The 14,183-nt window shown below is 41.6% G+C and carries 10 protein-coding genes; all 10 read left to right on the forward strand.

Annotated features, from left to right (window positions below):
• On the forward strand, positions 1–1,770 hold a 1,770-nt coding region (locus AC438_RS17100), incomplete at its 5' end, for a hypothetical protein (RefSeq protein WP_202904758.1).
• A gap of 933 nt (positions 1,771–2,703) precedes the next feature.
• Positions 2,704–3,990, forward strand: coding sequence for a YncE family protein (locus tag AC438_RS12060; protein WP_156317072.1), 1,287 nt, complete (start codon positions 2,704–2,706; stop codon positions 3,988–3,990).
• A gap of 51 nt (positions 3,991–4,041) precedes the next feature.
• The gene (locus AC438_RS12065) at positions 4,042–5,415 is read left to right on the forward strand and encodes a hypothetical protein (RefSeq protein WP_053981520.1); all 1,374 of its coding nucleotides are present in this window, start codon (positions 4,042–4,044) and stop codon (positions 5,413–5,415) included.
• Positions 5,416–5,560: 145 nt separating this feature from the next.
• Positions 5,561–7,510: a tRNA uridine-5-carboxymethylaminomethyl(34) synthesis enzyme MnmG gene (gene mnmG / locus AC438_RS12070; protein WP_053981521.1), complete on the forward strand. Its 1,950-nt coding sequence runs from the start codon at positions 5,561–5,563 to the stop codon at positions 7,508–7,510.
• A gap of 18 nt (positions 7,511–7,528) precedes the next feature.
• Positions 7,529–8,188, forward strand: coding sequence for a 16S rRNA (guanine(527)-N(7))-methyltransferase RsmG (gene rsmG, locus AC438_RS12075; protein WP_053981522.1), 660 nt, complete (start codon positions 7,529–7,531; stop codon positions 8,186–8,188).
• Between the two features lie 47 nt (positions 8,189–8,235).
• Complete coding sequence (locus AC438_RS12080; RefSeq protein WP_053981527.1) at positions 8,236–9,036, forward strand: ParA family protein; 801 nt, start codon at positions 8,236–8,238, stop codon at positions 9,034–9,036.
• Between the two features lie 78 nt (positions 9,037–9,114).
• Complete coding sequence (locus AC438_RS12085; protein WP_053981523.1) at positions 9,115–10,041, forward strand: ParB/RepB/Spo0J family partition protein; 927 nt, start codon at positions 9,115–9,117, stop codon at positions 10,039–10,041.
• Between the two features lie 323 nt (positions 10,042–10,364).
• Entirely contained in the window at positions 10,365–10,826 is a 462-nt protein-coding gene (locus AC438_RS12090; RefSeq protein ID WP_053981524.1) for a hypothetical protein, read from the forward strand.
• A gap of 115 nt (positions 10,827–10,941) precedes the next feature.
• Entirely contained in the window at positions 10,942–12,078 is a 1,137-nt protein-coding gene (locus AC438_RS12095; RefSeq protein WP_162230735.1) for a cytochrome-c peroxidase, read from the forward strand.
• Positions 12,071–14,053 carry a 6-bladed beta-propeller gene (locus AC438_RS12100; protein ID WP_053981526.1) on the forward strand — a complete coding sequence of 661 codons (1,983 nt, stop codon included), beginning with the start codon at positions 12,071–12,073 and terminating at the stop codon, positions 14,051–14,053. Before AC438_RS12095 ends, AC438_RS12100 begins: the two co-directional genes overlap by 8 nt.
• Positions 14,054–14,183 lie beyond the last annotated feature (130 nt).

A 14,183-nucleotide genomic window follows, 5' to 3' on the forward strand; every position in this document is an offset into this window, starting at 1 on the left:
AGCTCAAGCGTTCCCGCTCCTAGCTCAAGCGCTCCTGCTTCTAGCTCAAGCGTTCCCGCTCCTAGCTCAAGCGCTCCTGCTTCAAGCTCATCATCTGTCAGCCCAATGCCAACAGATCCAGTTGATTGCGATGTGGTTGATATAGATGCCGGTAAAGCCGCTTATACAGGTGGTCCTTGTGTAGCTTGTCATGGCGCTTTTGATGAAAGCACCGGCATGACTTCTGGTGGCGCCTTCCCTGCATTTAATGTTAATGCTTTCACAAAGCTAGAAGGTTCAACATTAGATATTTATATTGCTGAAAAAATGATGGGCTATCCTGCTCCTGGTGGTTGTGCTGGTGATGCCGCGTGTGAAGCTAAAGCCGCTAATATCGCGACATATCTTAAAAAGTACTCTAATACTCCTTGGTGTGAGTCGGTTGCTAGCTCTTCTTCTATGAGTTCAGAAATGAGTTCAGAGATGTCTAGCTCTTCTGCTGGTGCACTTGAAGCAACGGTTAAGTATGTCTTCCCAACACAAGGTGCTCACTTAGGGGGTGCAACAAGCGTTAAGGTTATTCTTGAAGTGACTGAAACACAGATGCCCGGTACTGTGACTGCTGTACGTGTAAATGGCGCATTAGACCTTGAAAAAGACGGTAACCTTTGGAAGTCAATGAGCAACTTAACTGTTGATAGCTCAACCAACGGTCAAGAGTTTGGCGTTCAAGTGCAGTTAGATAACGGTGCTGACTGGTATGATGCTAATAGCTTAATTATTAACAATGTTGGTGGTGAAAACATATCTATAGCGGGTGGAACACGTATTTCAGCTGCTCGTAGCATCGCGATTAGTGCTGCCGGCGATATGTTCTTCTCTAACGCTTCTAAAGCTATTGTGTATCAGTTTGATGCGGTAACAGGCGTTAGTACTCCTATTTATACGGGTACACCTTCAACACTAGAAGTAGCGTCACTGGCTTGGCCTGTCGCAGTTGATGGCGATATGGTTTACGTCTTAGCTGACTCGTATGAATATAGTGAAGATATCAATGATGCTCAGAAGAATGTGTCACTGGTTGCTATCGATACCGCTAACGGTAATACCCCTACTGTTTATGAAGATCGCAATAAAGATAATGCATCTAAGCGTATTCAATCCACATTAGGTATTGTACTTGATGCTCAAGCTACTTTTGGTGGCTCTGATGGAGCCGCCGGTCCTACTCCTCACATCTTTGCTATTGATGACCTTAACCTGAAGGCTATTCAGCAGTGGCGCATAAGTGATGGTCGTAGTAATGCGGTTGCTTTCACGGGCCTTGATGTTGAGCTTGGCTTGATAGCTATGGCTCAGTCGCCTAAAAACGGTAATATTTATGTAGTTAGTGAATTTGAGGAAGCGACTAAACGTGGTGCACCCAGCATATCTGAGTTATCAGTCACTTATGATGAAGATGATGGTTATAGCCGTTCTAGTACGTTAATTACTAAATTACCTGTAACTTGGCAGCCAAAAGCTATCGTATTTGATGCGACTGGCGATAATCTTTACATTGCTACCTTCGGTCAAATATTTAAAATGAATATGAGTGATTTTAGCGATATAACTGTTGTTAGTTCATCACGTGGTAATGCGACCGTTGTTGGTAGTGGCCCTAGTCTGAGTGATGATATTAGGTCTATGACTTTTCACCCTAAAACCGGCATGTTGTACGTTGCTGGTAATGGTGAGGGTGTAATGATGATTGATGTCACTAATGGTAATCGTTACGGTGTTGTTAAATAATTTATATTGATGATTTAAAGTAACAATAAAAGCCCTCTCGTACTTAGGTATGAGAGGGCTTTTTTTTGCCTGCGATTTATGTATTGCTATCAAAACCAATAATAATTGTAACCATTCAGTCAAGCTGACAAAGCTCACCTGATAGGGTGCTGATGGATTATTTTCTGGATATTTAAGCTTCGGGTCTTATAGGTGCACAAAGTCGCAGATGGCTTGAGTGGCCCAGTCAATGATTCATTAGCACCCAGTTTCGGTACCTCTGAATAATTAATAATATGGTTAAAATTTGAACTAATACCTCCTGTTTTTGATTGCTAGCATGTTACTGTGTGACTTATGTTTTTTAAGCTATCAGTCATCATATTAATGACATCGATCATGTCACGGGCAATAATCTCGAACCCTTACTTTAAAAAGTGCAGAGCTCTATTTTGTGGATTATTTGGGTAAGAAGCGATAAATTAGTCGATAGACAGGCTATCAGATAAGGCTGTACTTAGTATTTTGGCATGATAAATTAGTTTAATTCCAGTAAGTGGCGAAAAGTCAATAGCTAAAAATATTACAGTATGTATGCTTAATTACAGTGATGTTTTTAATTCTTATACTTTGTAAGTACTATGATTGTGGTTCAGTGGGATTAGCGCTGACGCAATAAAATAATGGATAAAAATAATGATGAGTCACCATATGTTTAAAATTGGCATTATCACTTGTGGAGTGTTCTTATTGACCGCCTGTGGTAGCGATGGCGATAATAGCTCTAGCTTTGCGACATCATATACGGCCTCAAGCCTGATACAAAGTAGTTTAAATCCGAGTAGTTCAACACAGAGCAGTCTTAATATTAGCTCGTCTAGCTTCTCAAGCAGTGTGCCTTCTAGCCATACTTCAGTGGGTAGCTCAAGTTCGATAAACCCTGAAGCATCTCAGGTGATTCAATTTATTTATCCTATGCAGTATGCACATTTAGGGGGAGCTGTAGAGACAAAGCTTAAATTGAAGCTGCTTGACACTGAGGGGTTAAGTGCACCGGTGAGTCAAGTTTTCGTAGGTAATATACAGCTGATACTAAGCGGGGGGTATTGGGTTAGTCAAAATACTTTAGCGTTAGGAGCTTCGAATGATCAAAGTTTTGAAGTCAAATTAGTTTTAGATGATGGCTCTGAAGTTGAAGCTCAAGATTTAGTTATCAATAATCACGGTGGCAGTACGGTGACTAAAGCGGGCATGCAGCGTATTCATTTTGCACGAGGGCTAGCCTTAGATGTTCATGACCAAAAGCTTTATGTATCAGATCCATTCAAGGCCAAAATACTGAGCCTTGATTTGAAAACCGGTATTAGCAATACCTTGTTTCAATTGCCTCCGAGCGAAGATTTAGTGGCTGATTTGTCTTGGCCTTTAGGTGTTGATGTTGTTAATGATAAATTATATCTATTACAAGATACCTATAGTTATGATAAAAACTTAGGTGACCAACGCTACCACATCAAATTACACCGTATTGATGCAACAACTGGTGAGAGTAGTGAATATAGTGACTCAAATATTGATAAGCCCAATTTTCGTGTGAATTCAGTCAGAAACATTTTTGTAGATACAGAAAAAAACTTTCTCCCTACTACAATCTCTAGTGGTAGTTTTGCGGCTATTTTTTCTATTGATAATCGTAAATCAAATAGTTTAGTTCGTTGGTTTATTGAGGGTGGAGTAGAAGGTAAAACTAGTAGTTTATCTATAGATGGCAATCAGCTTAAAGCTGATTATACTGTATCCTCATTTGCTTTTAACCCTATCGATAGTAGGTTGTATGTTGCACGAACATATTCTGATGCTGAAAAGAGTGGCAGTGCTGGTATTGTTGCTGTGGAAGCAGAAAGAGATCCACTTGATGGTTTAAGTATTAGTGCAGATTTATGGGTAAATACACCAGATATTACAGCGCCTTCAGCGATGCTGTTTACACCAGACGCCTCAGTTTTGTATATTGCCGATAGCGCTCGTATTTGGATTTTAAATACAGAAACCAAAGCTATAACACTGCTAAGCTCTAGTGATATTTTCCCAAATAAAAAAGGTGAAGGTGTCTCTTTGGGAGGGAATATTACAGCAATGGCGCTAGATCAGTCTGCGGGTATTTTATATGCTGCGGCTGATACTGATGGTGTTTTGGCGATTGATATTAAAACTGGTAATAGAATTGCCATACTAAAATGAGTATTAAAGTGTGTACTTTGGTTTTTAAGTTGAACGTTTAGAGTTATTAATATGAACATTTTATATAGAGCGTCTATTGTGAGCTTTTTGGTGCCTATTCTCATTGCTTGTGGTGACGATACTAATCAAAAAAAAAATCAAGCCACTAGCTCTTCGCTAATATCAAGTAGTCAGCAATCAGTTAGTAGCCAAGGCTCATTGGTTGTTGATTATATTTATCCTGGTAATTACAGTCATATAGGGGATGAAAGTAAAACAGCTATTATTGTACGAACACCCGAGAAACTGGATCGAGTGTATTTGGATAGTGTTGAGTTTATGGAGGTTAGTGAAAATATTTGGCGTATATCTTCAATAGATTTACCGCTTAATACGATAAACCAAAAGCTTGAGATTAAAGGAGTAGCGGGTAATAACAGTTTTAACTTTCAGCCTTTGGTGGTCTCTAATGATTTTTCACAAAGCGCAGGTCTCAGCGATCGAGCAAGCGCTTCTGATTCACTGGCCTTTTCTAAAGATGGTTCAATCGTTTATTTTACAGGATCACAATTTGGTCGTGTTAGCGCATTAGATCTAGCGACAGCGGATATACAAGTGTTGTATGAATCAACACAAAAAAAGAGAACTTACTGGCCTTTAGCTTTAGATTATAAGACACAAAATTTGTATGTTATTGAGCATGACAATTTTTACGCGGGCGGTACATTTGATGAGTCGTTAGGTGCAAATTTCATAAAAATTAACGTTGTATCAAAGGAAACAGTATCTACACGAATAATTAATGAAAAGGTCAATGTGAGTGCTTTAGTTATTGACTCTAATGCTAAGTACCCCTTCTCTAAGGGGCGCCATCTGGGTTACTTGGTCGATGAGGAGTCTGATATTGGTTTGCAGGCTATTCTATTAGATGGAGAGCAAACTGCAGCAGTGGGAGGTATGAATACAACTTATGAGGCCGGTGCTGAATTTACCTCAGATGTTGATCGTACCGATATTGCTTTATCCTCTGATGGGCAAATAATATATACACTTAAAAACATTCCAGAGCCTACACTGCTCCAGTTGTCATCATTTGTTGATGAGTTAGGTTCGTCTTCCTTATTAACAGTTAAAATGCCTCTAAAGTACATGGATTTAGCGGTAAAAAGTGCAACGGCTGTAGCATTATCACCGTTTAATAGTAGTGTTGTATATATTGCTGATGGACGTGATATTTGGCGTGCAAATATCGAGACTGGGCTATTAGAGGTTATTAGCTCATCGATACCTGGGAATAAAGCGAAAGGAGTTGGCCCAGATTTTAGTGGTACATTGACTGATATTCAACACCACCCTTTTGCTGAAGTCTTATATGTATCACAAGGTTCATTTGGCATGATGGCAGTGGATATTGAAACAGGTGACCGCTCGATTGTTATTAATTAATCATAACAATAACGGATGCTTAGCACTCTGAGTGCGAGCTATTCGACCGACTAAGTATTTGTACGTGTTAAATGCGCGTACAAATTTTAAACACTCCGCTTTTAGTTTATAATCACGGCCATTTTTCTTTGATGGGCTGTTTGCCATGCTTTACCCTAAAAAATACGATGTGATAGTGATTGGTGGCGGCCATGCCGGTACCGAGGCGTGCTTAGCGGCAGCTAGAATGGGCTGCAAAACTTTATTACTGACCCACAATATTGAAACCTTAGGGCAGATGAGCTGCAACCCTGCGATTGGGGGTATCGGTAAAAGTCACTTAGTCAAAGAAATCGATGCCCTCGGTGGCGCGATGGCTTTAGCGACGGATAAGGGCGGTATTCAATTTCGCGTGCTTAATAGCCGCAAAGGGCCTGCAGTACGCGCAACACGCGCGCAAGCTGATCGCGTATTGTACAAAGCTGCGATTCGCACTATTTTAGAAAACCAGCCCAATTTAGATATTTTTCAGCAATCGGCCGATGACCTTATTGTTACCGGTGATACCGTTGAAGGTGTTATTACCCAGATGGGCGTTAAGTTTATGGCACCTTCTGTGGTACTGACTGCGGGAACTTTTCTGGGAGGCAAAATACATATAGGCCTCGAAAACCATTCAGGCGGCCGCGCAGGTGACCCGCCAAGTATTGCCTTAGCCGACCGTTTACGTGAGCTCGCTTTAAATGTAGAACGCCTTAAAACCGGTACACCTCCGCGTATCGATGCTAAAAGCGTTGATTTTTCAGGCTTAGAGCCTCAGTGGGGCGATACCCCGCTGCCTGTAATGAGTTATATGGGTAAGCTGGAAGATCACCCTGAGCAAGTATGCTGCTGGATTACGCATACCAACCAAAAAACTCACGATATCATTATGGGCGGACTCGATCGCTCCCCGATGTATACCGGTGTTATTGAAGGTGTTGGTCCGCGTTACTGCCCGTCTATTGAAGATAAAGTCCATCGCTTTGCCAATAAAGATAGCCACCAAATCTTTATTGAGCCAGAGGGCCTAAATACACACGAGCTGTACCCTAATGGTATCTCAACCAGCCTGCCGTTTGATGTACAGCTCGATTTAGTACGCTCGATTAAAGGCTTTGAAAATGCTCATATCATGCGACCCGGTTATGCGATTGAGTATGACTACTTTAACCCACAAGACCTCAAATATAGCTTCGAAACCCAAGCCATTAATGGGTTGTTTTTTGCGGGGCAAATTAATGGCACCACAGGCTATGAAGAGGCCGGTGCTCAAGGTTTACTCGCTGGCACCAACGCCGCATTACGCGTTAAAGAGCTTGCGAGCTGGTGCCCAGAGCGTGATCAAGCCTATATTGGCGTATTGGCCGATGACTTGATCACTATGGGGACCAAAGAGCCCTATCGCATGTTTACCAGCCGCGCAGAATACCGCCTGTTGTTGCGCGAAGATAACGCCGACCTGCGTCTCACCGAAAAAGGTCGTGAATTAGGCTTGGTCGATGATGAGCGCTGGGACGCTTTTTGCCAAAAACGTGAGGGTATAGAGCAAGAGCATCAGCGCCTAAAAACCACCTTTATTCAAGCGGGTACCCCAGAGGCGAAAACGTTAGAGCCCAAAATAGCGACGGCGCTTAATCGTGAATACAGCTTGCTTGATCTACTTAAGCGGCCCGAACTCACGTATGCTGATATGGCGACCTTAAAAGGTGAGCCCGTTGATGCCGCGAAACCGCCTTTTGCTTTGCATGCGCAAGTGGCCGAGCAAGTCGAAATCTTGGCTAAGTACGCAGGGTATATTGATCGTCAGCAAGAGGAGGTTGCGCGCTTGCGCGCTAGCTCAGAGACGCTTATTCCTGCTGGCTTCGAGTACGATAACATCGAAGGGCTCAGTAATGAGGTAAAGCAAAAGTTGATCGCGACTAAACCCGAGACCATTGCCCGAGCCTCACGTATTCAAGGTGTTACGCCGGCGGCTATTTCGTTGATACTGGTGACGCTCAAAAAACGTGGTTTGCTGCGCAAGCACAAACAAGTCGAGGCCTCTGCGTCAACAGCGCCAATAACAGCCAGTTAATGAAGTGATAGAACGATAATGAGTGATTGGAAAAAACAGTTTGAAAGTGAGCATTCACTACTTTTAAAAGGCTTAAAAAATATAGGCCTTGATGTGAATGAAGAGCAGCAAGACTTGCTCATGCGCTACTTAGCAATGTTTGTAAAGTGGAACAAAGCCTATAATCTATCGGCGATTCGTGACCCTAAGGCAATGGTCACTTTGCATTTACTCGATAGCTTAGTGGTGGCACCGCATTTTAAAGGGAGCCATGTTTTAGATGTGGGAACCGGCGGTGGACTACCCGGTATTCCGTTAGCGATTTTATTTCCGCAAACACGCTTTACCTTGCTCGATAGTGCAGGCAAAAAAATTCGCTTTTTGTTTCAGGTGATCAACGAGCTGGGCTTAAAAAATGTCGAGGTGCAAAATGTGCGCGTAGAGGCCTTTGAGCCGCCGGTAAAGTTTGATGTCATCATCAGCCGCGCCTTTGCGAGCGTGCAAGACTTTGTGAGTTGCAGTGGTCATTTATTGACAGAAGGTGGCGCCTTTTGGGCAATGAAGGGTCAAAAGCCCGTTGATGAGTTGAGCGAAATTCAAAAACACTATATTGTCGCCAACTTCACACCTTTAGTTGTGCCTGGCCTAGATGCTGAGCGATGCCTAATACAGTTGCAACCGCTAAATAGCGAGCGCTAATACCTTTTGCATAGATAGGCTATGCATTGATAAAAAGAGAGATGACCGTGGCCAAAGTTTTTGCCGTTACCAATCAAAAAGGCGGCGTAGGTAAAACAACCTCCTCTGTGAATTTGGCCGCCTCTTTGGCTGCAACCAAGCGCCGGGTATTAATGATTGATATTGATCCGCAAGGCAATGCCACAATGGGTTCGGGTATCGATAAGTACGTACAGCCCTATACGGTTTATGATGTATTGATGGGCGATGTATCAATGGCCGAGGCGATGGTTTTTTCTGAGCAAGGTCAGTACTCGGTATTGGCTGCCAACAGTGACTTAACGGCTGCTGAAGTCCAGTTATTAGAGGTGCAAAGCCGCGAGCTGCGCTTAAAAAATGCGATTGAGAGTGTCGCCGATAATTTTGACTATATTCTCATCGATTGCCCGCCATCGTTAAATATGTTAACTATTAACGCATTAACTGCCTGTAATGGGGTTATTATCCCTATGCAGTGTGAATATTATGCATTGGAAGGCTTGTCATCGTTAAGCGAAACCATCGAGACAGTCAAAGCGGCATTGAATCCTGAGTTAAAAATAGAAGGCATCTTACGCACTATGTACGATCCGCGGATGAGCTTAACCGGTGAGGTATCTGCTCAGTTAAAGACGCATTTTGGTGAGCAGCTGTATCATACGTGTATTCCGCGTAATGTACGCCTAGCGGAGGCCCCGAGTTTTGGGGTGCCCATTTTAGCTTACGATAAAAACTCTAAAGGCGCCCTCGCCTATTTGGCTTTGGCTGGCGAAGTGATTAAGCGCTGCGAGCCTAAACGTCGCAAAAAGACTCAACCTGTCACCGCTTAAAAATTTAAGCTCTACAGTGTCGCGATTTGCGCCATACAACAAGAACCAACCCTATTTAGAATTGAACGGATTAACGCCATGAAACGCAAAGGTTTGGGCCGAGGGTTAGATGCCCTTCTAGGAAGTGCCCCCAAACAAGCTGCTAAGCCTATCGCCGGTAAAACGATAGAGCCTTTAAATGCAGCTGATATGCCGGTTGCCGAGCCTGGCCCGCAAGATGGAAAACTGGTGCATTTACCGGTCGAGTTTATGCAGCGAGGCAAATACCAGCCGCGGCGTGATATGCACCCTGAAGCATTACAAGAGCTTGCCGATTCTATAAAAGCTCAGGGCGTCATGCAGCCCATTGTGGTTCGCCCTATCGGTGAAGACAAATACGAAATTATCGCGGGGGAGCGCCGCTGGCGTGCGACCCAATTGGCGGCGATTGATACAATTCCGGTAGTGATTCGCGATGTGAACGATGAAGCGGCTATTGCCATGTCGCTCATTGAAAATATTCAGCGTGAAGATCTAAACCCTATCGAAGAGGCGATATCATTAAAGCGCTTACAAGATGAGTTTGAGTTAACACACCAAGAGGTTGCCGATGCGGTGGGCAAATCACGTACTGGTGTGACCAATTTATTGCGCCTTTTAAACTTAACCGATGAAGTGCGTATGTTGTTGGAGCATGGTGATTTAGAGATGGGTCATGCGCGTTGCTTACTGAGCTTATCGACTAATTTGCAGCGCAGTATTGCTCGTCAAATTATTGCTCGCAGCTTATCAGTTCGCCAAGCAGAGGCTTTAGTGCGTAAAACCCAACAAGAAGCTAGCGAAGTACCTAAAGTGCAAACTGCCGATGGTGATATCGCAAAATTAGAAGAAGGTTTATCTGAGCACGTGGGTGTACCGGTTAAGGTGCAGCATGGCGCCAAAGGTAAGGGCAAGTTGGTCTTTAATTACAAGAGCCTTGATGAGCTTGATGGTATATTGGCACATTTAAAATATAGACAGCAATAATTACTGATTGACGCTTAAAACTTCTTTTAACGTCACACTCAAAAATAGCTCATCAGTTTACTGATGAGCTATTTTTTTTGGGTGTCTTATTTGTTTTTATTGTGTGTTATGTTTAGCATGTGCTCTATTGGGTTTTAATCATTGGTCATTATCGAAAGAAGCCGCCGTGGGGTGCCAATGAATCATTTGCTGGCCTCTTGAGTCTATAAGCACCCTTAGTAAGGTGCTCATATGTTATTGATACTTAAATATCCCAAATAATGTATGAGTACTCTATTGATTCTGACGTATAAGCTTTGCTGAATAGTGGCTTAAAAAAACACATGGCGTTTATTATTATGCATATGTATTTATATCTTTTATTTATTATTGTTGGAGGTGGTTTAATGTTGAGTGGTTGTAAAAACCAAAGCAATAATGGCTTAACCTCCGATTCTGTCGCGCATTTGGTCAGTAGCAATCGGTGCTTTACAGCGGTTACAAATTGGCAAGAAGTAGCCAAAATCAACGAATATTTTAGCTTTGAATTAACGTTAAAAAAAAGTTGTGTTAATGCTTCACAGATAGTCTCTGTGAGTGTATATGCCGATATGCCTGCTCACGGTCATGGTACTAATAGCCAGCCAGTTGTTAAAAAAATAGCCCCTTTTGTGTATCGCATAGAGGGAATGCTATTGCATATGCCTGGTAATTGGCGTGTGGCAGCAGAGGTAAACTATATGCATCAACAGAAGCCCGTTATTCAACAGCAATTAGAGACAATGAGTTTTAATGCCACGTTATAAGCTATATTTATATTATACGATGTATATAAGATCTCTTAAGCCAAAATTATTTTTGCTCATGGAAGCAATTTTTTTTCTGGTAATATGTATTTTTTCTAAAGCCTCTTATGCCGATGTGACATTTACTTCATCGCAAAAAACGCTGATAAAAAGCCTTACATTAACAAAAGAAGCAATAGCACAACAACATCAAAAGGCAGAGCCTTCTAATCAATATCGCCATAATAAATGGGCTAAAAAATTAGGTAAGATATTATTTTTTGATGTTCGCTTATCGCGTAATCATCAAATTAGTTGCGCTAGCTGCCATAATTTTTTAACCGGATTAAGCGATAGCCAAACAATAGCGCAAGGTTTAGGTCAAGGCAGCCGCAATACACCAACACTTATTAATGCATTTATGCAGCGTTGGTATTTTTGGGATGGGCGCGCCGATAGTTTATGGTTGCAAGCGCTAGGGTCAATAGAATCTCAAGTTGAAATGGATGGAGATTGGGAGGCTATTTATCATGTATTAATTAACGACCGAACGTTACATGATTTGTACAATAAAATATTTATAAAAACCCCAATAGTTAACAAAAAACCATTTTTAGAGATTGATATTGATCGCTTTAAAACGAATATTGCAAAATCAATTGCAGCTTTTGTGCTAGATATTAAACAATTTAATTCACCTTTTGATGACTTTGCAGATGATATACAATCAAATAATCACTATTTAACGTTAAATCAGCAGCGTGGATTACAATTGTTTTTAGGTAAAGCAAACTGTATAACTTGTCATTTTGGGCCTAATTTTAGTGATGGTGAATTTCATAATATTCGTTTAATAAGCCAATTGAGCAACCCAAAAGATAGTGGACGTTATGGGGCTATAGCATTACTTAAAAATAATCCTTTGAATATTTTAGGTGAATATAGCGATATACCGACAAGCGACACCACAAGCAAAGCAAAAACACAATATTTAAAGCTTAGCCATAACACGCATAATCATTTATGGGCGGCTTATAAAACACCCACACTACGTAATATTACTCAAACAGCTCCTTATATGCATGACGGTAGCCTACACACTTTAGAGCAAGTTATTGAGCATTACTCTACATTTGAACATGCCGCACCTAATAGGCATAAGAATAACAGTCGTTTATTGCAACCACTTAACTTAACAAAAGAAGAGAAGTCACAACTCGTTGACTTTTTACACTCACTCACCGGTACGATTGAGGTTCCTGTGTATGAATAAATTACGATTCATTGCTTTATTAGGCTCGGCCCTATTACGTAGTGTTATGTTATGGGCTATTTTACCGGTTATATCCAATGCTTGCCCACTGGGTGAGGGATCAGCTTTTAAGCCGCTGCAAACACCTGCTCCCTTTATTTATCATAGCCAAGGTGCACACCCTTTTAGCTTAATTGAGCCAACAAATTTTGCAATTAATAACTTGGGCCAATTAGTGGTTATCGATAGCGAGGCAGGGCAAGTCAAAATAGTCACGTTACAGGGTCAAGAGTTAACCTACTTTGCAACCCACGGCAGTTCACCTGGCCAGTTACTTAATGCGAAAGGTTTAGCGCTAGATGAAAAAGGCAGTATTTTTATTGCTGATACTGGCAATCATCGCATTCAACGTTTTGATACTGAAGGTCGGCTTATAAAAACCTGGGGGCAATGGGGTTATGGTGACGGGCAGTTAAATAGTCCTACTGGCATAGCGGTTGATCAGCAGTTTGTGTATGTGAGTGATACAGGTAATAATCGCATTGTTGTCTTCAATAAAAAAGGCCAATTTATTCGCAGTTTTGGCTCTTTTGGTGATGGTGATAAAAACTTTAATCAGCCTTTAGGTATAGCAACAGATGGCTATGGCAATGTGTATATTGCCGATTCACAAAATAATAAAATCAAAAAATATTCGCGCCATGGTCAGTTTTACCATGCATGGGGAGCTGGCGGTCACTTGCCTGGGCAGTTATCGGTACCTTATGGCATTACAGTTTATCAAGGGCTGTTATATATTGCTGAATTAGGCAATCATCGTATTCAGGTGTTTAAAGAAAATGGTGAATATTTTAGAGCATTGAGTCTCGATCATATTGACACAACACAAGATGACAGCAAGATAGCGCCGATTAATTCAGCCGATATTCGCGTGCACTACCCGGCTTCTTTTGCTATATCAGCCAATGGGCAGTACACAATAGCTTGTGAGCCTCAGGCGATTAGGTGTAATGCTTATCGTGAAGGTAAGCGGTTAGCAACTGCTATTATGGAAGATTCTACCCGTTGGGAGTTTGGGCCTAGCGGGCAGCACTATGCCAGCAGTATTGCTGTGGTAGATGGTGTAATAGCCGTATTAAATGCCGAAGAACACAGTATTGCTTTATTTGAGCGTACCCAAATAGGAAATGTACAATTCGTGAGTACGGTGGGCGGCTTTGGCCAGCAGGCCGGTTTATTTAAAAGCCCTACCAGTGTTGCTATATCGCACGCTGGCCATGTTTTAGCGGTGAGTGATAGTCATAATCATCGGATTCAATTATTTAATATCATCAAAAACTCTCAAGGGGTGCTAACCGGTGTTACCTTTAAAATGTCTTTAGGCCACTTTGGTCATGCGGTTGGTCAATTTAATACGCCCACAAAAATACAATTTGATGAAGTGGATAACTTGCATGTATTAGATTTTAATAATCAGCGTATTCAAATTTTCGATAAAAAGTTCATTTTTAGCCAAAGTTATCCACTGCCGAGTGCTGGTAATGCCTCAATTATTGTCTCAGATTTTTTATTTGTGAATAAAAATAAGAAAATGTTTATCAATCCTAGCAGTAAAGTCTTAGCAATTGTGGATAAAAATAATAACTTAGAGCAAAAATTAGGAGAGAGATCAATAAAAAATAGAAAAAGACAAATGCAAGAGGATCGCTTTGTTAGTCCAAGTCATATGGCTGTGGATAAAGATAATAATATATATATTACAGATCAAGGAAGCCAAAAAGTTAAAAAGTTTAATGCCAAGGGTGACTACGTAACAGCTTGGGGGCAGTGGGGTAGTGGCAATGGTGAATTTTATAAGCCGAAGGGTATCGCAATAGATAAAGGCATTGTTTATGTTGTTGATTATGGTAATTACCGTGTGCAGCAATTAAGTGTAGAAGGGGTATTTTTGGGGGAATTTATGATTGGCCAGCGGCGACTCATTGCTCAGCAATAAAAAACGCCCGCTCAAGGCGGGCAAAAGCTCTGGGTAAAACACATTGATATGGGTTAACCTTAAAAGCACAACCATGGGGAGCACAATAAAAACCATCCAAAAAAACACTTATCATTAATTTGTTTCAGCT

It is taken from the genome of Marinagarivorans algicola, from assembly GCF_001292705.1.
Lineage (GTDB): Bacteria > Pseudomonadota > Gammaproteobacteria > Pseudomonadales > Cellvibrionaceae > Marinagarivorans > Marinagarivorans algicola.